22 protein-coding genes and 1 riboswitch are annotated in these 21,346 nt (G+C 44.4%); of the genes, 13 read left to right on the forward strand and 9 right to left on the reverse strand.

The window, feature by feature from the left end; all coding sequences use genetic code 11:
* The first annotated feature begins 204 nt into the window (after nt 1–204).
* Nucleotides 205–852: a Uma2 family endonuclease gene (locus JGK11_RS06285; RefSeq protein ID WP_293210994.1), complete on the forward strand. Its 648-nt coding sequence runs from the start codon at nt 205–207 to the stop codon at nt 850–852.
* Between the two features lie 50 nt (nt 853–902).
* Here JGK11_RS06285 and JGK11_RS06290 read toward each other — a convergent pair whose 3' ends face one another.
* Nucleotides 903–1,352 carry a hypothetical protein gene (locus tag JGK11_RS06290; protein WP_293185384.1) on the reverse strand — a complete coding sequence of 150 codons (450 nt, stop codon included), beginning with the start codon at nt 1,350–1,352 and terminating at the stop codon, nt 903–905.
* A 291-nt stretch (nt 1,353–1,643) separates the two neighbouring features.
* Between JGK11_RS06290 and JGK11_RS06295 the strand changes: the two genes are divergently transcribed.
* The gene (locus tag JGK11_RS06295) at nt 1,644–1,958 is read left to right on the forward strand and encodes a hypothetical protein (RefSeq protein WP_293185382.1); all 315 of its coding nucleotides are present in this window, start codon (nt 1,644–1,646) and stop codon (nt 1,956–1,958) included.
* Between the two features lie 25 nt (nt 1,959–1,983).
* On the forward strand, nt 1,984–4,140 hold the full coding sequence (locus tag JGK11_RS06300; protein ID WP_293199119.1) for a pentapeptide repeat-containing protein: 2,157 nt from the start codon (nt 1,984–1,986) through the stop codon (nt 4,138–4,140).
* A 205-nt stretch (nt 4,141–4,345) separates the two neighbouring features.
* Here the strand turns inward: JGK11_RS06300 and JGK11_RS06305 are convergent, their stop codons facing one another.
* Nucleotides 4,346–5,920, reverse strand: coding sequence for an FAD-dependent oxidoreductase (locus tag JGK11_RS06305; protein WP_293210996.1), 1,575 nt, complete (start codon nt 5,918–5,920; stop codon nt 4,346–4,348).
* Nucleotides 5,921–6,169: 249 nt separating this feature from the next.
* On the reverse strand, nt 6,170–6,844 hold the full coding sequence (locus tag JGK11_RS06310) for a Uma2 family endonuclease (protein ID WP_293185379.1): 675 nt from the start codon (nt 6,842–6,844) through the stop codon (nt 6,170–6,172).
* A 194-nt stretch (nt 6,845–7,038) separates the two neighbouring features.
* Nucleotides 7,039–7,203, forward strand: a riboswitch (cobalamin riboswitch).
* Nucleotides 7,204–7,224: 21 nt separating this feature from the next.
* Between JGK11_RS06310 and JGK11_RS06315 the strand changes: the two genes are divergently transcribed.
* The 8 genes from JGK11_RS06315 to JGK11_RS06350 all read left to right on the forward strand — a co-directional run bounded on the left by JGK11_RS06315 (nt 7,225) and on the right by JGK11_RS06350 (nt 15,006).
* Complete coding sequence (locus JGK11_RS06315; protein ID WP_293199114.1) at nt 7,225–7,983, forward strand: energy-coupling factor ABC transporter permease; 759 nt, start codon at nt 7,225–7,227, stop codon at nt 7,981–7,983.
* A gap of 4 nt (nt 7,984–7,987) precedes the next feature.
* Nucleotides 7,988–8,320: an energy-coupling factor ABC transporter substrate-binding protein gene (locus tag JGK11_RS06320; RefSeq protein WP_293185377.1), complete on the forward strand. Its 333-nt coding sequence runs from the start codon at nt 7,988–7,990 to the stop codon at nt 8,318–8,320.
* The gene (cbiQ, locus tag JGK11_RS06325; RefSeq protein ID WP_293210999.1) at nt 8,317–9,117 is read left to right on the forward strand and encodes a cobalt ECF transporter T component CbiQ; all 801 of its coding nucleotides are present in this window, start codon (nt 8,317–8,319) and stop codon (nt 9,115–9,117) included. The genes JGK11_RS06320 and cbiQ overlap by 4 nt, the downstream gene beginning before the upstream one ends.
* 194 nt (nt 9,118–9,311) lie before the next feature.
* Nucleotides 9,312–10,202, forward strand: coding sequence for a DUF2207 domain-containing protein (locus JGK11_RS06330; RefSeq protein WP_293185375.1), 891 nt, complete (start codon nt 9,312–9,314; stop codon nt 10,200–10,202).
* Nucleotides 10,120–10,314 (forward strand): hypothetical protein, encoded by a 195-nt coding sequence (locus JGK11_RS06335; RefSeq protein ID WP_293185374.1) that lies wholly within the window; start codon nt 10,120–10,122, stop codon nt 10,312–10,314. Before JGK11_RS06330 ends, JGK11_RS06335 begins: the two co-directional genes overlap by 83 nt.
* Nucleotides 10,315–10,542: 228 nt before the next feature.
* The gene (locus tag JGK11_RS06340) at nt 10,543–11,637 is read left to right on the forward strand and encodes a DUF2207 domain-containing protein (protein WP_293211002.1); all 1,095 of its coding nucleotides are present in this window, start codon (nt 10,543–10,545) and stop codon (nt 11,635–11,637) included.
* Between the two features lie 231 nt (nt 11,638–11,868).
* Nucleotides 11,869–13,965, forward strand: coding sequence for an SPFH domain-containing protein (locus tag JGK11_RS06345; RefSeq protein WP_293211005.1), 2,097 nt, complete (start codon nt 11,869–11,871; stop codon nt 13,963–13,965).
* A gap of 90 nt (nt 13,966–14,055) precedes the next feature.
* Complete coding sequence (locus tag JGK11_RS06350) at nt 14,056–15,006, forward strand: leucine-rich repeat protein (RefSeq protein WP_293211007.1); 951 nt, start codon at nt 14,056–14,058, stop codon at nt 15,004–15,006.
* Between the two features lie 135 nt (nt 15,007–15,141).
* Here JGK11_RS06350 and JGK11_RS06355 read toward each other — a convergent pair whose 3' ends face one another.
* The 3 genes from JGK11_RS06355 to JGK11_RS06365 are packed head-to-tail and all read right to left on the reverse strand — an operon-like array spanning nt 15,142 to nt 15,995.
* Nucleotides 15,142–15,486, reverse strand: a complete 345-nt coding sequence (locus JGK11_RS06355; RefSeq protein WP_293185370.1) for a type II toxin-antitoxin system RelE/ParE family toxin — start codon at nt 15,484–15,486, stop codon at nt 15,142–15,144.
* Entirely contained in the window at nt 15,479–15,781 is a 303-nt protein-coding gene (locus tag JGK11_RS06360; RefSeq protein ID WP_293185368.1) for a UPF0175 family protein, read from the reverse strand. The genes JGK11_RS06355 and JGK11_RS06360 overlap by 8 nt, the downstream gene beginning before the upstream one ends.
* Before the next feature lie 16 nt (nt 15,782–15,797).
* Nucleotides 15,798–15,995: a hypothetical protein gene (locus JGK11_RS06365; protein WP_293185367.1), complete on the reverse strand. Its 198-nt coding sequence runs from the start codon at nt 15,993–15,995 to the stop codon at nt 15,798–15,800.
* Between the two features lie 117 nt (nt 15,996–16,112).
* Here JGK11_RS06365 and JGK11_RS06370 point away from each other — a divergent pair, with 117 nt between their 5' ends.
* Nucleotides 16,113–17,531 carry an ABC transporter substrate-binding protein gene (locus JGK11_RS06370; RefSeq protein ID WP_293185365.1) on the forward strand — a complete coding sequence of 473 codons (1,419 nt, stop codon included), beginning with the start codon at nt 16,113–16,115 and terminating at the stop codon, nt 17,529–17,531.
* Between the two features lie 135 nt (nt 17,532–17,666).
* The gene (locus tag JGK11_RS06375) at nt 17,667–18,245 is read left to right on the forward strand and encodes a Uma2 family endonuclease (protein WP_293185364.1); all 579 of its coding nucleotides are present in this window, start codon (nt 17,667–17,669) and stop codon (nt 18,243–18,245) included.
* Between the two features lie 91 nt (nt 18,246–18,336).
* Here JGK11_RS06375 and JGK11_RS06380 read toward each other — a convergent pair whose 3' ends face one another.
* From JGK11_RS06380 to JGK11_RS06390, 3 genes are read right to left on the reverse strand one after another with little or no spacing between them, the layout of a single operon-like run.
* Entirely contained in the window at nt 18,337–19,194 is an 858-nt protein-coding gene (locus JGK11_RS06380; protein ID WP_293185363.1) for a metal ABC transporter permease, read from the reverse strand.
* Nucleotides 19,194–19,970, reverse strand: coding sequence for a metal ABC transporter ATP-binding protein (locus JGK11_RS06385; RefSeq protein ID WP_293185361.1), 777 nt, complete (start codon nt 19,968–19,970; stop codon nt 19,194–19,196). The genes JGK11_RS06380 and JGK11_RS06385 overlap by 1 nt, the downstream gene beginning before the upstream one ends.
* A 41-nt stretch (nt 19,971–20,011) precedes the next feature.
* Nucleotides 20,012–21,076, reverse strand: a complete 1,065-nt coding sequence (locus JGK11_RS06390) for a metal ABC transporter substrate-binding protein (RefSeq protein WP_293211010.1) — start codon at nt 21,074–21,076, stop codon at nt 20,012–20,014.
* Nucleotides 21,077–21,346: the final 270 nt, after the last annotated feature.

Raw genomic sequence — 21,346 nt, forward strand, 5'->3', positions numbered from 1 at the left:
AGCGCAACTACGTACCTTTGACTACCAGTTTTCAGTTAACTGTATTGCTCTATATATAAGAAAGAGCGCTGAAGCGCAACTACGTACCTTTGACTACCAATCTTAAGTGAACCGTACTGCTTGATGTATAAGAAAGAGCGCTGAAGCGCAACAACATACCTTAATGCACAAGTTATAATAAATTTAAATAAATCGGAGGTTGAAATGGTAACGCTGCAATTAAGGCAAATCAGTGTGCCGCCAGGACATAGACTGCTGTTGAACGATGTCAACTGGCAGGAATTTGAGGCGATTTTAGAGGAGTTGGGAGAACACCGTGGCTCTAGAATAGCTTACAGTCAAGGAACTTTGGAGATTAGGATGCCCCTACCAGAACATGAGAAGGCTAAAATTATTATTGGCTATTTAGTAAAAATTTTGTTTGAGGAACTTGAAATTGACTTTGAACCATTTGGTTCGACGACTTTCAAACGAAAAAGTATGTTGCAAGGAATTGAGCCTGATGAATGTTTTTACATCCAGAATTACGCTCGAATGATTGGCAAAAAGCGCATCGACTTAACTGTCGATCCGCCGCCGGATTTAGCAATTGAAGTCGATCTCACTTCCAAGACTCAACTGGATGCTTACGAGGCGCTGGGAGTCCCGGAAATCTGGCGCTATGAAAATAAAAGGCTTGAGATTAATGTTCTTGAAGATGGGAAATATGTTGAATCGGAATTTAGTCCGATATTTCCCAATCTGCCAATTATTGAAGCGATTTCTCAATATTGCGAACAAAGTCAAACCGCGGGGACGAGTCAAACTCTCCGATTGTTTCGCAAATGGGTTAGAGAGCAAGTACAAAATTGATATGAAATCTTCTGTTTTTTGACACCAAGCGTTATCATCCCGTTATATTGTTAATTTCGCTGTTGGGAAATTGAGAGAGAATAAGGGTGTTGACCTTGCGATCGATCGCCCACGAAAATCACGTAAGTCCCCTTGTCTCCATAACCAGAAAATTCTACATTCCCCGCAGCAGCATTCGCCGGTAGGACGCAGAAACGACCCCTCGGCCCCTGAATCATCAAACTGGGAGCTCCCGCAGTTTGTACTGCAATCCGCCAGTAAGGCAAATCCTGCGTTACTTCGATGACTTGGTTGGGGCCTTGGGCCACGAAACCGCAGTCGCCACTATTGTTCGGGCCGCCGGAAACTCCCGAAACTCTCAGCGGTTCGGGAAATCCTGGAGCAATTTGCAGCGGTTGGCTCCGAATAGCTCCGGCATCCGCTAAAATCATTGCCAAGGCTACGGTTACGATCGGGCTAAACCACCGTTTGTCGCGATCGCCCGCACAGTGTATCTTCATATTTCCTCACACAATGGGATTTAGTCCTACTTCTTTAGACGATAGATGATAATTGCGGTTCCAAACACGTGGATCTCAATCAAGTAAAATCTACCTAATTAAAGTAAAATATAGATCGCTAACAAGCTTGCTGTGTATGTCTTTGACAGTTGACAGTTGACAGTTGACAGTTGACAGTTGACAGTTAACTAATGACCAATGACTAATGACTAATGACTAATGACTAATGACTAATGACTAATGACTAATGACTAATGACTTCTTCCTTCTACTTAACTACTGATTTTTTTTATGAATCCTCAAAATAACTTCAATTGGCAGCAAGCGATCGGAGAACTCAAAGCTAAACTAGAACGATCGCCTCTCATCCAACAAAATCCAGACAGCTATCAAGCGATCGGAACCTTCTACAATCAATCTCTAGAGAAGTTTCAGAAACTCCCCAAACCTGGACAGGTGGCAGTCTTTGCCGTCGGAGCGATCGTTGTTCTGACAGTCTTCAATAGTATCGTACAGCTACTTTCCGCCGTGATGACTCTTGGCGTTCTCGGAGTGCTAATCTACATAGCGTATAAATTGGCAATATCTCCTGATTCCTCCAACTAAGGATTAACAATAGGAAATTATAAATATGTCTAACCCAACTGCACCCGGTGATATTAATCAACCCGATCCGTCTTGGCAAAGACAATCCCAGCCAATGCCACTGCTGGTTCGCCGGTGTGGCGCTTGGACTGTTGAAATTTCGTTAATCGCAGCTAGCGCCCTGGTTCCCTTCAGTATCGGGGCACTGGTTAACAAAGAAGCTCAAACCGTGCCACTCAATCCCTCGGTAGCAGCAGCATCGGAAACTGTTGCCCGTGTTTTGGCCATCCCCGTGCGCGATCGCAACCCCAGAGTTGCACCCCTAACTAATCTATTCTGGTCGGGGGCGCTGCTGGCGCCGGCAGCTTTAGCGGCGTGGCAGTTGTTTTTGCTCGCCAGAATCGGTCAAACTCTCCCGAAACGCTGGTTCGGAGTGAAAGTTGTCACAGCCTCGGGTACTCCTCCGGGTTGGGCGCGGGTGCTGGTTCGCGAAAGTTTGGGGCGCTGGGGAGTGCCTCTGGGCGTCGCTTACGGGGTTTGGCGCTTGACTGGCGCGTTTCCAGATTTAATCATTTTAGGGGCGTTGAGCGGCTTGGCAGTGCTGGCAGATGGCGCTTTTGGATTGCGCTACAAACGGCAATCGGGGCACGATCGCCTTGCGAATACTTTGGTGGTCAATAGTCGTGAAGCGAAGCTATCCCGTAGGGAATCGCACCAACTGTCACCCAATCCTGTCCAGAGTCAAGATTGGACTGAGGAAGACGCGCAAATTGCGGCTTTGGTTTTGACTCCAGAAACCAATATGAAAGAAGATCCGAGTCTGTGGAATTGGATTCGCCAACATCCAGGCACAACTTTAGTGATAGTTACTATTGGCAGTGCGGGATTGATTTTAAGTTTGTTTGTTGGCACTCTGATCTACACTCAAAGTCAAGCTAATTTGCGGGATTCTCGGCAGCGGAATGACGAATTATTTGTAGCTTTAGTTAGCAAATTGTCTCCTGCTTCGGCTAGCGGAACATCGGGGAGGCGATCGGCTATTTTGGCTTTGGGGGCGGTGGAAGACTCCCGCGCCGTACCCCTGTTAGCGGATTTGCTGGCTCAAGAAGAAAGCAAGGCGATGCTGGACGCGATCCAGCAAGCTTTAGTCAGTACCGGGCCGAAAGCTTTACCTGACTTGCAGCGGTTGAACCAAGCCCTCAGCAATGACCTCGAATCCCTGCGCTACGGTGGAAAGACTCCGGAACGCGAGTTAGCGGCTACCCGTCAGAGAACAGTGCAAAGGGCGATCGGCAAAATTCTCACAGTGTATAGCAGCCAGCTCAACGGCGCCGATCTGAGCCGCACAGATTTAGGTCAAAGTCCTGCCGGCCCGGGTCAGTTTACTTTAGTATTAGACAAAGTTGACTTATCAGGAATTAAGCTGAGAAAAGCCAATTTAACAAATGCCAGCTTGCAGGGAATTCGCTTTTATGGCACCGGCGAAGACAGGCGTCCTGGCACATTTGACGATTGGATTTCTGACTTAAGCGAAGCTAATTTTGAAGGAGCAAATTTAACCGGAGCATCTTTTAACAGCGCCGTAATGAACCGCACTACTTTTGTGCGCGCTGTTCTGAACAAAGCTAATTTGTCAAGCGGAAATTTGAATGGAGCTAATCTTAGCAACAGTCTTTTAATTGGGGCGAATTTGCAGCAAGCAATGTTAAAAGAGGCAAGCTTTACCGGGGCAGATATCGGCAGCGCCAATTTTTCGGGAGCCAATTTAGAAAGTGCGCGTTTGGGCAAAGTCAAGGCTCAAGGCACTCAGTTATCTTTAACAAATTTGTCTAAATCGGAATGGCAAGGTGCTGATTTGTCCGGTGCTGATTTGAGCGGCGCAAATTTACAAAATGCTGATTTAAGTTCGGCTAAACTTGCCAACGCGAATTTAAAAGATGCTCGATTGCAAGATGCTAATTTGCGGAATGCGGACGTGAGTTCGGTTGATTTTAGAGGTGCGAATTTAGCGGGAGCTAATTTTCAAGGCGCTGTTTTCCTGGGGAAGGGGACTTCGGATCAGTTTATTCAAAGTCAGGCTGGTAGCAAATCAGGTCGATTCCAAGGTATTAATTTTGCGGAGGTTAAGAATTTAGATCAAAGTCAAATTGCTTACATTTGTTTGCAGGGAGGGACTCATCCGAAGTGCCCGCCAAAAAATTAAGACTTGGTTCGTAGTGAGGACTTTAGTCCTTCTTTTTTGCGGGCTAAAGCCCTCACTACGAACCTTTATTTTTCTGTCTTTTGTTTGGTAGGATGGATGGCTCCACATACTACCAATTAGATAAGAAGGGCTGAAGCCCAACAACGTACCTTACCAGAAGGGCTGAAGCCCAACAACGTGCCTTACCTTTTTGAGAAGTGCTTTATTATGCAATGGCATCGGCACTTACAAGAGTCTCGAATTGTGCTAATAGCATTCCATCAGTGTTATTTGCAACTCCAAAAATTTTAGGTAACTGGCCTGTTTCAACTAGAACTTGTCTGACTTCTCGGTTAGATATATCGGCTAAATTTTTGTTATTGAGAATGGCATTAACGGCCGCAATACCGACACCTTGACCAACTGCTACATTGAATTCTACAATTCTGCCCACAGCACAAGCAAGCCCTTCAAATCCAGAACAGGGACTGACAACTGCCAGGTTAGGAACATTGTTCATTAATGCGTGGCGGATGCCAATATTGAAGGTAGGCTGTTGGAACATCAGACTTTTAAACCACCCTCGACTCTTTGCTTTGTCGCCAATCCCCGGAATGCCTCCCCGGACATCAAAATGATAGCTAAATGTTCCCAGTGCTTCAGTAGCTGGTACGCCACCACGCAGCATTTGTGCGCCTATTAAAGGTTCTACAACTCCCGTCACATTCCCGGCGTGTCTGATATAAAGTTCTGAAGCCGGAGTAACATAGGTAGCCCCCAAACTTTTCAGCCAAGTGGTCAGAAATGACATCTCTTTTTGCATATTAGCTGTGGGTTTGCTCCCGTTTCTCGCTAAGGCTTCTGCTTCGCTACCAGTGACTGCAAATAACAGCGCATTCCACGAAAGTCTTTCGTCTGGAAGTATGGCGATATTTCCTTCGTCTAAAATTATGCCAGTTTCAGAAAAAGATAGCTTTCTGCCTCTAAAAGAGTGGTATGCTACAGACAAAGCTGGCGATCGCACATCAATGTAATCGTTGCCCGCCCACAGAGTTTTGAGATTTCCTCTGGTGTCGATCATTTCCAGGCGGAGTTCTTCTGCTAGCTTGGCATCTTTCCCCGCAGCAGACAGCAAAAATTTTTGAGCCTCAGAATCGGCAAGGTTTGTGAAGCGTTTTAGATAAATATAATCGAGTTCTTTCAGTCTTCTGACACTGAGTCCTTGAGTTTCAAAAACTAGGGTGACTGGAAGTTCTGAGTTAGGCAAACCAAAGGTTTCAAATCCATTCAGCTTTCGCACACCTGCGGCTTGAGCTAATTCGCCATTGACAGTGGCATCAATAAATTGTTTTGCTACATAAACTGTCCCTTTTGAGGTAATTATGCTAGTAATTTTTTTGCCTTCTTTATTGATTGATTTAATTTCTACTTTGCCCAGGAGTGCAACTCCTGCTTGTACCAGCATTGCTTTCAGGGCTGCGGTGGCTTTGCTGGGGTCAAGGGCGATCGCGCTGACACCAGATTTTTGCAGGAATTCTTTATAGATTGTCGGCGGTGAACCGAAGGGGTCTAAATTTAAAGATTTTTGGAGTTCTTGACTAACCTGACTTCGATCTAAATAAGCGAGGCCGCCTCTGACTAAATGTCCGCCAATTCCTTCTTGCAAGCTTCCTTTAGACATCAGCAAAACTCGCGGATAAAGCTTTGTCCGGCGGCGGTATTCTCTGGCTGCTGAGATAACAGCTAGAACTCCTGGAACTTCATCACCAAAGCAGATGATATCGTAAGAACGTAGATCCATGAGCATTATTTAATCACGTCTCCCGATCGCCATTTTGTCGATCTGCATCTCAATTTTTGCCATCAAACTCTCTGTCTGTTCCAAATAAGGCCGCATCTTTCCTAATTTTTTTGATAATTTTCACACATTTCGGGACGCAAAAATCGGGATTTTCGGGAAAATCTTGCGTTTAGGGCGATCGCGATCGGTGAAAAAACTCGGTTGGCGATCGCCCGCAGGCTGCGTCATTCTGGCACTCTTTCCTCTCAATTAGCTTATATTATCAGGATCTATCCCCAACTCGCGCAATCGTTCAGCTAGTCGATCGGCGCGCTGGGCTAATTCCTTCACCTGTTCTTCAGGAGTCAGATAGCGTTTGCCATCCGCATCGTACCAATACAACCATTCCCTTGTCACCCCAGAATAATTGCCCCTTTCACAACCAATTCCCAAACCAATTTCTGGCATCCAAACTAGATTTCCTGGCTGTAACTCATACTTGCCATTGACTAACTTATGTACTTCCAAACGGGGTTTGCGGCGGCGAGAAGAATAAATGACATAGTAAAGTATGCCTAAACTTTGATATTCTTCCAACTTGGCGGTATATTCGTTGCGATAAGTTGGGGAAACAACTTCGAGGACAAAAGTTGGCATCACTTTTTCCTCCCATACCGCGTAACTGGGACGCAATTCTTCGTCATAAAACCTTTCCACACCTAAACTCAAGAAAGCATCTGGCACAATAGCTGGTTTGTCAGGGTGATGGTAAAGACCCATATCTATGCCAAAAAACCAGTCCATGCGTTCTGCCCAAATTATGAGCAATATTGCTTTCAGCAATCCTGGTATTAATTCTTGCAGTTCGTTATCCACTGGTGTTTCATCTGAGTCTGGTAGTTCTTCTGCTGAGGGCCAGTGCTTCGGGAAGTTGTAATTTAACATGGCGGCTTTTCTCAAAACTCATTAATATTATAGCATTGAGTTGTTGGGTGTTCTTTTGTATTTGATTAAGAATATTATGGATCGCAAAGACGCTAAGTAAGAAAAGGAAGAAAAGCAAGATGATAGGTAATATTGACTTATTTGATCTGAATTAATTTTTGTAAAATATCGGCCCAGAGTTGCGCGATCGACTAAACTATGTCTAAGCAGTCGGTTCTAATGGGGAACAGCCATTAGAGGAAACGGGGAAAGTTTGGTGCAAATCCAACGCTGTCCCGCAACTGTAATGAGGTTTGTAGTAAGGACTTCAGTCCTCTACCTCTCAAGTCAGAACGCCCGCCGATGTGTTGGTTCACATAGTCTCATCCGCGAGGTACTTGATGAAGGCGCGAAATCGGAAATTAGTCAGCCTGGGATTGATGGCTGGCTTGAGTTGTTATCTTGTCTTGGGTTCGGCAACACCGGCCGCTGCTATGCACATTTCAGAAGGTTTTTTGCCTGTACAATGGGCTGCGTTTTGGTGGATGGTGGCTTTGCCTTTTTTTGTGTTGGGTTTGCGTGAAATTACTCGCATCACCAAAGAACACCCGGAACTTAAATTATTACTAGCTTTGGCGGGTGCGTTTACTTTTGTGCTTTCTGCTTTAAAAATTCCATCGGTAACGGGGAGTTGTTCTCACCCAACGGGTACGGGTTTGGGTGCAATTTTGTTCGGCCCTTCGGTGATGGCTGTACTTGGTGCTTTAGTGCTGTTGTTTCAAACGTTATTGTTAGCGCACGGCGGGCTGACAACGTTGGGGGCGAATATGTTTTCGATGGCGATTGTTGGGCCGTTTGCTGCATATTTTATCTATCAATTGCTGATGCGAACTGGTAAACAAAGGTTGGCAATTTTTTGTGCGGCTGCTTTGGCAGATTTGCTGACTTATGTGGTGACTTCGATGCAGTTGGCATTGGCTTTTCCGGCAGCGAGTGGCGGTTTTATGGCTTCGTTTCTCAAGTTTGCTAGTATCTTTGCGATTACTCAAGTACCTCTGGCGATTAGTGAGGGATTGCTGACTTTATTGGTTTGGAATTGGCTGCATTCTTACGGAAAACCAGAGTTAGAAATTCTGAAATTATTGAAACAGGAGTCATAAAGTCGTGAATCAAAAACCTACAAAAAATCAGCAAGCTAGTTCGCAACAAAATTGGATGTTAGTAATTGCAGTTGTCGCCCTTGCGGTGATTCCCCTAGTTTTTGTGCGGGGTGAATACGGCGGATCGGACGATCGCGCACAGAAAGCAATTACCGAAATTCAACCCGATTATAAACCTTGGTTTAATCACTTGTTTGAACCGCCTAGCGCTGAAATTGCCAGTTTATTATTTGCGACTCAGGCGGCGCTGGGGGCTGGTGCGATCGGATATGCGATCGGGCTTTATAAAGGCCGATCGCAATCTCAGCAATCTGATGATAAATCGCCGCTGGAATGAATCATCAGATTGATAGTCTGGCTTACACCAATCGTTTGCGTGGGTTGCCGCCAACTCACAAATTATCGTTTGCGATCGCCCTTTTGATTCTATCTCTGCTTTCTGGGGCGATCGTCCAATTGTCGATCGCCCTGTGGTTAGCAGTCTGGATCATCATCTACGCGGGCATTCCGGGGAAACTATATCTGCGGTTGTTGTCGCTACCGTTGATGTTTTTGTTGACGAGTTTGCCTGCTTTGGCGATTAATGGAATTGAGTTAAATCAAATCCAGACAATGCAGTGGGATATTTGGCAAAGTTGGGGAATTAGCATCGGCAATTTGTATCTGTATGTGAGTCGCACAGGCTTATACCAAGTGAGCCTATTATTTCCGCGCACCTTGGCATCGACAAGTTGTATGTACTTCATTTTGTTGACGGTGCCATTTACAGAAACCTTGCAAATCCTCAGAAAATTGCGCTTTCCGGCTTTGCTGACAGAACTCTTGTTGTTGATGTATCGGTTTATTTTTAGCTTATTGGCGATCGCAGATGAACTTTGGATCGCCCAAAACTCGCGCTGTGGCTATCGCACTTGGAAACTGGGAATGCGTAGTTTAGGCATTTTAATCGGGCAATTACTTCAGCGAACTTTGGTAAATTACCGTCAAGTTTCGTTGAGTTTAGCATCGCGTGGCTTTAATGGAGAATTGCGGGTTTGGCATTCTTCCCCTTACAAAACTTCGCGAAGATATACATTTGAAGCCGTGTTTGGGTGCACGGTTTTAACTTTGTTAAGTGTGTTATTTCAAAGTTGAAAATAAATAAAGAAATGAGGAGACGGCAGTGCCGTGTCTCTACAATATGATTTTGGGTAGGGACACGGCATTGCCGTCTCCTCTATCCTGAGTGAAGATATGACTTTTATGAACATAATCAATGACTTTAATGAATTGACTCCACAAGAAACCTGTTGAATAATTGTAGTCAACACTTATCTTGTGGAAATCCTATGATAAATAAACGACTCCTCAAAAAAATAGCTTTTTCATTACTAGCATCATTAAGCCTACTGTTAGTCACAGTAACTCATGCAGCGGCCCAACAACTACCGTTTTACTGGGACAACATCAATGTTGCGATCGACGTTCAGACAAACGGAGATATGTTAGTCACCGAAACGCAAAAATATGTATTCACCGCAGCCTACAACAATGAACGATATCGCTATATTCCTTTAGATAAAGTCGATGCAATTCAAGATGTGACCGTTACCGAAAACAATCAAATAATTCCGAGTAGCACTGGAACTGAAAACAATCAACTTTGGATTCGTTGGCAACATGAATTAAAACCGCCAGACTCACATATTTTTGTCATCAAATATCGCGTGGTAGGTGGATTGCAGCTAGAAGGTGGGAATACTTTAGTTTATTGGAAAGCCATTGCAGCGGGTCGGAAAGCGCCAGTTAATACTGGAAAAGTTACGGTGAAATTACCAGATGCTTTGTCAGGGAAAGTTCTCTCCTTTACGAATTTTGGTGCAGCAGCAGTTCCTCGTCAAGTAGATACTAAGACATTTGAATTTGTCGCAAGTCAGGCTATTCAACCCGAACAAGAATTAGAAGTGCAGATTGCATTTCCCCAGGCAATTCTGAATATACGTCAACCTACTTGGCAACAAAATGGTAATCAATCTCAATCTACTTCGGAAAAAGCGGGCTTTCCCATGATTTTTGTAATGTTTTGGTTCGGGTTTGTGATGTTTTCGATTAGTGGCAGTGCTCGCAGTGATAGTCTTAGTAGCGGTGGTAGCGACTATGACAGTGGCGGCGGTGGTGGCGGTGGCGGTGGCGGTGGCGGCGGTGGCGGTGGTGGCGGTGGTGGCGGTGGTGGCGGTTGATGTCAACGGGACTTACGCCACAATCAAAGAAACCGGGTTTTTAGCTAATCTGTGGGTTATAGCGAAGTATTTCGGAAAAAACCCGGTTTCTGACTATCCGTTGATATATTGATATCACCCAAATTTAGGAGACGGCAGTGCCGTTTCCCTACAAATAATCGGGTAGGGAAATGGCATTTCCGTGTCCGAATTTGCTTGATTTTGAGATAAACCGATCGCACTCCCTACAAAATCATATTCAAAATATGACTTTTATGAACATAATTCATGACTTTAATGAATTGACTCCACAAGATAACTGTTGAATAATTGTAGTCAACACTTATCTTGTGGAAATCCTATGATAAATAAACGACTTCTCAAAAAAATAGTTTTTTCATTACTAGCATCATTAAGCCTACTGTTAGTCACAGTAACTCATGCAGCGGCCCAACAACTACCGTTTTACTGGGATAACATCAATGTTGCGATCGATGTTCAGACCAACGGAGATATGTTAGTTACGGAAACGCAAAAATATGTATTCACAGCAGCATACAACAATGAACGGTATCGCTATATTCCGTTAGATAAAGTCGATGCAATTCAAGATGTCACTGTTTCTGAAAATAATCAAATAATTCCGAGTACCACTGGCAATGAAAACAATCAACTTTGGATTCGTTGGCAACATGAATTAAAACCGCCAGACACACATACTTTTGTGATCAAATATCGTGTGGTAGGTGGATTGCAGTTAGATGGTGGGAATACTCAAGTTTATTGGAAAGCTATTGCAGCAGGTCGAAAAGCTCCAATCAATAGCGGAAAAGTTACGGTGAAATTACCAGCAGCTTTATCAGGGAAAGTTCTGTCGTTTACCAATTTTGGTGCAGCAGCAGTTCCCCGTCAAGTAGATCCTAAAACTTTTGAATTTGTGGCAAGTCAGCCTATTCAACCCGAACAAGAATTAGAAGTGCAGATTACATTTCCGCAGGCGATTCTGAATGTACCTACACCTGGTTGGCAACAAAGTGGCAACCAGGGAGGAGAAGGCTCTTTCATAAATAACATAATGGGTGTAATCGGTTTTTTGCTAGTTGGTTTGGTATTGTTTATGTCCGTAGTGTTTTTTCCGTTGATGATTCTTCTCTTTGTGTTGACTTTCAGCGTCATTATTTACCAAGGAATCAAGAAATCAATCAATGATCGACAATGCCCTGAGTGCAAAACGTTCAATCTTAAACGGACTTATCAAGTTTTGATTCCTGCAACTACTAGCACTTCAGGAAACAGGTATGTTACCCATCACTGTGGAAACTGCTCTTACCATCAGGAGTACGAAGAAGTAATTCCAGTCATTATCATTAGTAGCGGTGGTGATGGCGGTGGTGGCGGCGGTGGCGGCGGTGGTGGCGGTGGTGGCGGTGGCGGCGGTGGTGGTGGTGGTGGTTGATATCAACAGGAGTTACGCATCACAACCAAAGAAACCGGGTTTTTAGCTAATCTATGGATTATAAACGAAGTCTTTCGGAAAAAACCCGGTTTCTGGCCACCCATATTCCAAATATGACTTTTATGAGCATAACTCATGACTTTAATGAATTGACTCCAACAGAAATCTATTGAATACTGATTGTAGTAAACAAATTTCCCGTACCTTTTCGCTTAAAGCAGGTTAAAAACTATGACTAAATCACGTTGGCTTCGCAAGCTTTTACCCTTAGCAGCATCTTTCGCAACCACGATCGCACTAGCAGGCACTTTTGCCCCACCAACTCCCGCACAAACCAATCCGCCACCTCCCCAACCCCAACCAGTCCAACCAGCGACAGAAGAAGGTTTTACCATCCCGATTTGGATCTTTCCCGTAGGCGCAATGTTCCTTGTGTTCATGTTTATCCCCAAAATTGGTTGGACTTTGGGCTTAATTGCGATCGGCGAACGAGAAGTAGGCATTGTTACCAAGAAATTCTCCAGTAAAAACTTGCCATCCAGTAGATTAATTGCACTCGATGGCGAAGGAGGTTTGCAAGCAGATACCCTTCCTCCCGGCTGGCATTTTGGTTATTTTCCCTGGCAATATAGCGTTCGCAAAGAACCTGTTGTTGTAGTCCCTCAAGATGAAATTGGTTTAATTATTGCTAATGACGGAGCCACCATTCCTTCCGATCGCATTTTAGGCAAAGTCGTCGATTGCGACAACTACCAAAATGCCCGCAAATTCCTCACCGACGGTGGCGAAAAAGGACGGCAACTAGCAATTCTCACCACTGGTACTTATCGAATCAATACGGCTGTATTTGAGGTGATTACTTCAGCTAATGCCGCTGCAAAAGGTATGCAGCCATCGGAACTTCATCTATACAAACTTGCTCCCGATCTCGTGGGAATTGCCAACGTGCTCGACGGAGTTCCGATTGATGAAGGTGAAATCGCTGGGCCGATAATTCCCGGTCACGACAACTTCCAAAAAGCGCAATCCTTCATCAAGGGTGGCGGGCGCAGGGGCTTGCAAGAACAGGTAATTTTATCCGGTTCTTGGAACCTGAACCCTTGGTTTGTGAAAGTTGAAGAGGTGAAAATGACCGAAGTGCCGATCGGCTATGTTGGCGTAGTCATTTCCTATGTAGGGGAATCGCACAAAGATGTAAGTGGTGTGGCTTTTACCCACGGAAATCTTGTCAACAAAGGTGATAAAGGCGTGTGGGTAGAACCGCTTTACCCAGGCAAACATCCGATCAATACAAAGGTGATGAAAGTCGAACTTGTTCCCACTACTGATGTAGTTTTAAACTTCACAACACGGTTCAGCGGAGAACACGGCTACGACTCGAAATTAAGCGCTTTGAAATTGCTTTCTTTTGACGGATTTACCTTTGAGTTAGAAGTTTTTCAAATCATTCATATCGGTACTTTGGATGCACCGAGAGTCATTTCGCGGCAAGGTTCGATGCAAAATCTGATTGACCAAGTGCTGCGTCCAATTGTGGGCAATTACTTTCGGAATTCGGCTCAAGAATATACGATTCTCGACTTTTTAATCGCACGCAGCGAACGCCAAGCAGAGGCCGCCGAACACGTCCGTCAAGCCCTACGTGCCTATGACGTGCAGGCTGTGGACACGCTGATCGGTTTGATTTCGCCGCCAGCAGAGTTGATGCAAACATTGACCGATCGCAAAATTGCTCAGGAACAGGAAAAAACCTACGAAGTACAGCGGATTTCAGAGTATCAGCGTCAAGAATTGGTGCGCGCAACTGCGATCGCAAACATTCAAAATCAGGTGGTGGCGGCCGAACAAGGGGTTAAAATTGCTCAATTGAGTGCAACTGCTGCGATCGAACACGCAAGTGGTGAAGCTGAAGGGATTCGGTTGATGGGACAAGCAAAAGCGGATGCCTATCAAGTTGGTGTCAACGCTCTCGGTACGCAGAGTTATACGCTGCTGCAATTGATGCAAGCTGTCTCGGATGGTAGCGTTCGCGTTGTTCCCGATGTCACAGTCAATGGTAACGGCGGTAGTGGGGGTTTGTTGGATGGTTTGATGGCAATGTTGCTGCGGAATGAAACCAGTAAAAATGGAGATAATGGAGCACAATCACCTGTAATTAATGTGAAGAAATCTAAGTCTGTTGTTGTGGAACCTGTGGCCGAATCACCAGTAGCAAAAGTGCATTCGGTGGAGTCGCCGGAGTCTCCTAATCATTCGCCAGTTGCTCAGTCTGTGGCTGTTGCTGAGACTGATATTGATGCAGCATTTGGTGAATTGTTAGATATTTGAGTTGAGTGTAATTGGTAGAGAGGACGACTGTCCTCTCTGAAGGCTTTTTGTCTAAAACTTTACTATTTAGGGAATTAGAGGTGCAAAATTATGAAGTTTATGGTTATGCAGAAATACGTGAATTTGTCAAGGTTGGTGGCGGTAGTTGCTTTTAGTGCGATCGGTCTAGGATCGTGTGGAAATATATCTTTCCCATCAGTCGCACAGACGCAACCCGCAAACAAAACATTTGGTGATTGGTGTCGCGAAAAAGCTTCTTTAAGTCCTGAAGCTAAACATACTGTTGAAGTGTTGTTGCGGAAAGCTAAGACTACTGAGTGCGATGCAGCCGATCGGAAACTTTCAAGTCTTACAGAACTCGACCTCGATAACAATGACATCAGCGACATCAAACCCTTGCAATCTTTGACTAAACTAACTGATCTAGGCCTCAGTAAAAATGAAATCAGCGACATCAAATCCTTGGAATCTCTGACTAAACTGACTTCGCTCGGACTCTACAACAATCAAATCAGTGACATTAAACCGTTACAGTCGTTGACTAAGCTGTTTTTTCTCACTCTTGACAACAATCAAATCAGTGACATCAAACCCTTACAATCCTTGATTGAACTGGATTATCTCAGTCTTAGCTACAATCAAATCAGGAACATCCAACCCTTACAATCTTTGACTAGCGTGACTTTTATCGAACTCGGCACTAATCAAATCAGCGATATCAAACCGCTAGAATCCTTGACTAACCTGACTAATATCGGTCTCGACAACAATAAAATTAGTGACATCAAACCGTTGCAATCTTTGACTAGACTGTCTAGCCTCGGTCTCAATAACAATAAAATCAGTGATATCAAACCGTTGCAATTTTTGACTAAACTATCTAGCCTAGGTCTCGAAAACAATAAAATTAGTGACATCAAACCCTTGCAATCTTTGACTAAGCTAACTGGGATCGGTCTCGGCGGAAATCCGATCGCCCCCAAAACTTGCCCTCTCAGACCAGAGTCTATCTGTAATTGGGTATCACTACCTAAATCATAAAACTTTACTGTTCGGAAAATTATAGACACAAAATTATGAAATTTATAGCTGGACAGAAACACATGAATTTACCAAAGCCGATCGCACTTACTTGTAGTCCACTCATCGCTGTAGCATTATTATTTAGTTGCTTTTTCAAGATCCATCGATAATGTCTCGAATTTGATTGGCTGGAATGTCATCTTGGTCTGACTTCGAGTAGATAACGACGAGTAAGATGTAGGTATCACCGCTGAGTTGATAGATAACTCGATAGCCACCACTTTTGCCCTTTTGGATGTCGCTGTTTTTCAGGCGAACTTTGAATACGGTGTAGCCAGTTCCGGGGATTTGGTCGCCGATGAAGTTGCCAGACTGTAGCTCGTCAAGTAGCGGTTTTAGGTCGGTGCGGATGCTACGATAGCGTTTAATGAGGGTGCGAAGTCGCGTTTTGAACTCATCGGAAAAGACAAGCTCGATTTGGGGTGTCTCGTTAGTCATCTATGCCATCCCACAGTTCGGAAATAGGGTGTAATTTACCTTCTTTAACTTGCTGTAGGGATGTACGGAGGCTGGCTAGGACAAGTTCGGCGGGCTCGTCATCGATATCTGCGGGTGGAATGACGATATTGCGATCGATTAATAGTTGGTAAAAGTCGTCCACAGACATTACAGCAAGTTGAGCGGCTTGATCGAGACGGAGGCTGTGTTGCTGATAAAGTACGATCGCAAGTTCGAGTCGTACATCGGCTTCAGTCAGAGGTAGATTGTCGGGAAGGGCGATCGTAATTTGCATGATTTAAGGTTTAATTTCAGAGATATAAGACGATCGAACTTATAGTTGCACACAAACACATGAATTTACCAAAGCCGATCGCACTTACTTGTTCTACGATCCTAGCATTACCTGGAAATGCACTGTGTACGATCGCACCATAAACGCGATCGCACACAGCAAAAATTCCTGAAACCCCTGTGGGGGAGGCATCTTGCCCACCCCAAACATCCAAATATGACTTTTATGAGTTTAAATTAGTGAATTTAATGAATTGACTTTAACCAAAATCTCTTGAATACTGATTGTAGTTAATAACTTTTCTGTAGAAATCATATAAGGAGAAAAGATTATGTCCCAAGATAAAAGGAAAAGCCCGCCACCCATTGTTTTTATTATTGCCCTCGGCTTAATTGGGTTTGGTGTATTCAAATTCCTTCCCGGTTTATTCGCATCCAAAAGTTCAGATACATCTACACCTACACCTGGATCTACACCTACAGCGGGTGCGAGTCCATCGGGTGCGATCGCAACTCGCATCAGTTTAGGAAATCAGATATTGGTGACATCGCAAACAACACCAGACAAACAAGCAGGCGTTGATGCTTTTGGTAAAGGAGATTACTCTGCTGCGATGCAAAGTTTTCAGGCTTCGCTGCAAAAAAATCGCAACGATCCAGAAACAGTTATTTATTTAAATAATGCCGCAGCCCGCAGTAACCCTTCCTTGTTAAAAATTGCTGTCAGCGTCCCCATTGGTAGCAACCCCAATGTCGCCCAAGAAATTCTCCGAGGAGTGGCTCAAGCTCAATCTGAAGTCAATAAGAGCGGCGGTATCAATGGCGCAAAACTGCAAGTAGAAATTGTCAACGATGACAACGATCCAGGAGTTGTCAAAGAAGTTGCAAACACATTGACAAAAGATGCCAGTATACTAGCAATAATTGGACACAATGCCAGCAACGCCTCTCTCGAAGCTGCGCCAATCTATCAGCAACAAAAACTGGTAATGGTGACACCGACAAGCTTTGCTAATGATTTATCAGGATTTGGCAGTTACATCTTTCGGACTGTTCCCAATATTAGCATCATGGCCGCTCCCTTAGCAGAATATGCTGTCAAAACAGGCAAAACTAATATTGCTATTTGCTATGACTCGAAAGCACCCGATAATATATCATTTAGAGATGAATTTGTGGCAGCTCTAACTGCTGCTAAAGGCACAATAGTTCCTACTGTTTGCGACTTTTCACTCCCTTCTTTTAATCCCGACACTGCGATCGCCGATGCAGTCAGCAAAGGCGCACAAGGATTGATGTTAGCACCTCACATCGATCGCATCGATCGCGCAATTTTTCTAGCTCGCACCAATCAAGGCAAATTGCCACTCTACGGCAGCACCACAATGTACACCTTTCAAACGTTAAAAGATGGACAAAAGAGCGTTGACGGGCTTGTTTTGCCTGTTCCCTGGCATCCTGAAACGAATCCCGGTAGCACTTTCCCAAAAAATGCCAGTCAGCGCTGGGGAGGAGTAGTAAATTGGCGCACCGCAACGAGTTATGATGCGGCTCAAGCTGTGATCGCGGGATTGCGGAAAAGTAATACGCGGCAAGGGTTACAAGAAGCACTGAAAAGTACAAGTTTCTCGACACCAGGGGCTAGTGAGGATGTGAAGTTTTTGCCAAGTGGCGATCGGGCGGGTTCGCCAATTTTAGTGCAAATTAAAGCAGTAGGAAAAACTGGCTATAACTTTTCCCTGTTGCGGTAAATTTATTCGGACTGTAGGGGCGGGTTCACCAACAATATTTGCCAAAAACCGACAATCTCATAAACCCGCCCCGGCTTGTTTTTAAGCGATTTTTAAGATATACTAAAATAAGTAGATTAAAGGAGAGCCTTGTATATGATCGCGCAAGTTGAAACCAAAACCTACACGGCCCAAGAATATCTAGAAGCTGAAGTTAATTCTCTGGATCGACATGAATTTATCAACGGGGAGATTATTCTGATGGCTGGCGGCACACCGAATCACAATGAAATCACGAGCATCTTAAACGCTATTTTGAGGGTGAGTCTTAAGGGTAAACCTTACAGTATTTTTGCATCCGATCAGCGGCTTTGGGTTCCGCAACTTAATAATTATACTTATCCAGACGTGATGGTGGTGGCAAAACCAATTGAACTCCAATCTGGACGCACTGATACAATCACTAATCCTCTGTTGATTGCTGAGGTGCTATCTAAAGGTACTAGGGCTTACGATCGAGATGACAAGTTTGCGGCTTATCGCAGTATCCCGAGTTTTCAGGAATATTTATTAATCGACCAATATCGAGTACAGGTGCAACAGTATTCTAAAACTGATGCGAATAAGTGGATTTTTTCGGAATATAGCTGTGCGGGCGATCGGCTGATGTTAACGTCTGTGCAGGTGGAAATTTCGGTAGCAGATTTGTATGAAAATATTGAGTTTAGTGAATAGTTACCTCTCGATCGCTCGGCGGTTAAAACCGCTGCTACACAAACAATGTCCGCCTCCGCGGACTAAGAAATAAAGATAATTGATTTCTGATCTATTCACCGATCGCCCCTGAGTCCCTAGATCTCACCAACAAACCATATTTCGGGGCAAAAACCATCGCCAACACAAACAGCAGCGTTTGCAGCACCACAATACATCCGCCTGTCGAACCATCAATGTGATAGCTGATATAAGTTCCCATTACGCTAGAAAATACTCCCGAAGTCATCGCAATTAGCGTCATATGGTCAAAATTATCACTCAACAAATACGCCGTAGCCCCCGGAGTTACCAACATTGCTACTACTAAAATAATCCCCACAGTTTGAAGTCCCGCAACTGCTGTCAGCGATAGCAAAGACAGCAACACGTAATAAAGGAAAGTGATATTTAAACCGATCGATCGCGCGTGAGTCGAGTCAAAACAAAACAGGATTAAATCTTTGCGTAAAATTGCCAGCGTCACTAAGGTAATGACACTAATAATCACAGTTTGAACAATATCTGAATCGGAAATACCTAAGACATTGCCAAATAAGATATGCGTTAAGTCGATCGAACTTCTGACTTTAGAAATTAACACCAAACCAAAGGCAAAAAATCCAGTAAACACTAAACCAATCACTGTATCTTCTTTAACGCGAGTTTTTGCTTTGATAAAGCCGATCGCAATTACGGAGCCCACGCCAAACAAAAACGCCCCCACCGCCAAAGGAATATTCAGCACATAAGCAATCACAACCCCCGGCATCACCGCATGGGAAACCGCATCGCCCATCAAAGCCCATCCCTTCAAAGTCATATAGCACGAAAGCGCCGAACAAACAATCCCTACTAAGGCGCTGACTAAAATCGCCTTCACCATAAATTCATGCTGCAACGGTGCGGTAAACCACTGAATTAAGTCCATTATTGCTTCTCCCGATTCACTTGAGTTAACCGACTTTTTGCAGACGAAAAATCACCAACCGAACCGCCAAAGGTGCGGGAAAGATTTTCTTCTGTAAACACTTCTGAGGTGTTGCCGTAGGCGAGAATACTGCGATTAATTAATACTACTTGGTCGCAAAATGTAGTAATCGATTCTAAATCGTGAGTTGAAACGAGAATTGTATGGCCTGTTTGACGCAATTCCATCAGCAAATCAATCATCATTTTCTCGGTTTTGATATCAACTCCGGCGAAGGGTTCATCTAGCAGTAAAACCTTTGCTTGTTGCGCCAAAGCCCGCGCAAAAAAGGTGCGTTTCTTTTGTCCCCCGGATAACTCTCCGATTTGGCGATCGCGCATGGGCCACATTTCCACCCTTTCCAAGCTTTCTCGCACCGCTTGTTTGTCGATCGAACGCGGAATCCGCAACAGATTCATGTAGCCGTAGCGCCCCATCATCACCACATCATAAACGTTCACCGGGAAATTCCAATCTACCTCTTCCGACTGAGGCACATAGGCAACCAGATTGCTTTTTTGCACTTGACGGATCGGCAAGCCATTAATTAAAATTCGTCCGGTGTTTGGCTTCACAAACCCCATAATTGCCTTAAACAGGGTTGATTTTCCCGCACCATTCATCCCCACCAAACCGCAAATTGTCCCCGCTTTAAGTTGCAGAGAGGCTCTGTGCAAGGCTACTTTACCATGATAAGCAACCGTGACATTTTCAATGTCAATACTGATTCTATCCATACCAATTTCTCCAAATTACCAAATTACCAATGCCCAATGCCCTATCCCCCATTACCCTGTAGTCCTTTTATCAAAGTATTGACGTTGTATTCAAGCATCTTAAGGTAGGTTGATGCAGGGCCTTCCGATGGAGAGAGGGAATCGACATAAAACACCCCGGCAAATTTTGCCCCGGTTTCCTTTGCTACTTGAAGCTGTGCTTCGTTGCTGACGGTACTCTCGCAAAATACGGCGGGGATTTTGTTTGCTTTGACTGTATTAATCACCCGTTCAACTTGTTTCGGTGTAGATTGCTGTTCGGCATTTACAGGCCAAATATAAACTTCTTTCAAGCCGTAGTCGCGCGCAATGTAAGAAAAGGCGCCTTCACAACTTACTATGTAGCGTTTTTCTGGCGGAATCGCTGAAATAGCTTTTTTGAGCTTTTCATCGATCGCTTCAATTTGCTGACTGTATTTTGTCGAATTCGCTTCATAGGTTGCAGCATTGGCTGGATCGGCATTTGATAAAGCTCTGCGAATATTTCTAACGTAAATTAAGGCATTTTTAGGTGACATCCAAGCATGAGGATTCGGTTTACCTTTGTAGGAATCTTCGGCAATATTAATGGGATTGATTCCTTCGCTGACAGTAATGCGAGGAACTTTTGGCAAACTGTTATAAAATCGAGTTGCCCAACGTTCTAAATTCAATCCGTTATCCAAAATTAGACTAGCACCTTGCCCTCGTTTTAAGTCGCTAGGAGTGACTTCATAGCCGTGAATTTCCGCCCCAGGCTTTGTGATGGATTGAACAGTTAGCTTGTCACCAGCGACGTTCTGCGCCATGTCTGCCAGCACCGTAAAGGTGGTGAGAATGACTTTTTTGTCTTTTCGGAACCAATCGGTGGCAGTAGGGCTAGAATCTCGATTTTGATTGGTTTGAGGCTCTACCGTCGTCTGAGTGTTGCACGCGGTGACGCACACTCCCAGCAACAGCCCCAATCCAATCATCTGATATTGTTTCCAAACGGGAGAGGAGAGGAGAGATAGGGGGAAAGGGCGAGATAGAGTGAGACTTTGACGCTTTTTCAGCATATATTCTAAAATGCTAGCTAAATTTGCCACAGATTACGGCAGACAGCCCGATCGACTATCGCTAATTTTCATAATCTTTTCATTATTTAAATTTATCACAGAATCGGGGAAAATGAAAGAAGCATGAACAGTGAGGGTAAATAGGCGATCGGATCAGCAAAATAGACTCTTCAGTGAGAAGCCTGTTTTGGGGAGACACGATGCCTACCCACAAGTTTTGAATATGATAAACTTAAATAGATCGCTGATTGAAAAGTGTATAATTGCTGAGGTATTATAGTTGGTTGCGGAAAAAGATTA

Origin of the sequence: Microcoleus sp. PH2017_34_RAT_O_A (assembly GCF_020737885.1) — a bacterium.
Lineage (GTDB): Bacteria > Cyanobacteriota > Cyanobacteriia > Cyanobacteriales > Microcoleaceae > Microcoleus.

Excerpts from the sequence above, each read along its gene's own strand:
- JGK11_RS06285 (WP_293210994.1), top strand. The coding sequence starts at position 205 with ATGGTAACGCTGCAATTAAGGCAAATCAGTGTGCCGCCAGGACATAGA.
- JGK11_RS06290 (WP_293185384.1), bottom strand. The coding sequence starts at position 1,352 with ATGAAGATACACTGTGCGGGCGATCGCGACAAACGGTGGTTTAGCCCG.
- JGK11_RS06295 (WP_293185382.1), top strand. The coding sequence starts at position 1,644 with ATGAATCCTCAAAATAACTTCAATTGGCAGCAAGCGATCGGAGAACTC.
- JGK11_RS06300 (WP_293199119.1), top strand. The coding sequence starts at position 1,984 with ATGTCTAACCCAACTGCACCCGGTGATATTAATCAACCCGATCCGTCT.
- JGK11_RS06305 (WP_293210996.1), bottom strand. The coding sequence starts at position 5,920 with ATGGATCTACGTTCTTACGATATCATCTGCTTTGGTGATGAAGTTCCA.
- JGK11_RS06310 (WP_293185379.1), bottom strand. The coding sequence starts at position 6,844 with ATGTTAAATTACAACTTCCCGAAGCACTGGCCCTCAGCAGAAGAACTA.
- JGK11_RS06315 (WP_293199114.1), top strand. The coding sequence starts at position 7,225 with ATGAAGGCGCGAAATCGGAAATTAGTCAGCCTGGGATTGATGGCTGGC.
- cbiQ (WP_293210999.1), top strand. The coding sequence starts at position 8,317 with ATGAATCATCAGATTGATAGTCTGGCTTACACCAATCGTTTGCGTGGG.
- JGK11_RS06330 (WP_293185375.1), top strand. The coding sequence starts at position 9,312 with ATGATAAATAAACGACTCCTCAAAAAAATAGCTTTTTCATTACTAGCA.
- JGK11_RS06335 (WP_293185374.1), top strand. The coding sequence starts at position 10,120 with ATGACAGTGGCGGCGGTGGTGGCGGTGGCGGTGGCGGTGGCGGCGGTG.
- JGK11_RS06340 (WP_293211002.1), top strand. The coding sequence starts at position 10,543 with ATGATAAATAAACGACTTCTCAAAAAAATAGTTTTTTCATTACTAGCA.
- JGK11_RS06345 (WP_293211005.1), top strand. The coding sequence starts at position 11,869 with ATGACTAAATCACGTTGGCTTCGCAAGCTTTTACCCTTAGCAGCATCT.
- JGK11_RS06350 (WP_293211007.1), top strand. The coding sequence starts at position 14,056 with ATGAAGTTTATGGTTATGCAGAAATACGTGAATTTGTCAAGGTTGGTG.
- JGK11_RS06355 (WP_293185370.1), bottom strand. The coding sequence starts at position 15,486 with ATGACTAACGAGACACCCCAAATCGAGCTTGTCTTTTCCGATGAGTTC.
- JGK11_RS06360 (WP_293185368.1), bottom strand. The coding sequence starts at position 15,781 with ATGCAAATTACGATCGCCCTTCCCGACAATCTACCTCTGACTGAAGCC.
- JGK11_RS06370 (WP_293185365.1), top strand. The coding sequence starts at position 16,113 with ATGTCCCAAGATAAAAGGAAAAGCCCGCCACCCATTGTTTTTATTATT.
- JGK11_RS06375 (WP_293185364.1), top strand. The coding sequence starts at position 17,667 with ATGATCGCGCAAGTTGAAACCAAAACCTACACGGCCCAAGAATATCTA.
- JGK11_RS06380 (WP_293185363.1), bottom strand. The coding sequence starts at position 19,194 with ATGGACTTAATTCAGTGGTTTACCGCACCGTTGCAGCATGAATTTATG.
- JGK11_RS06385 (WP_293185361.1), bottom strand. The coding sequence starts at position 19,970 with ATGGATAGAATCAGTATTGACATTGAAAATGTCACGGTTGCTTATCAT.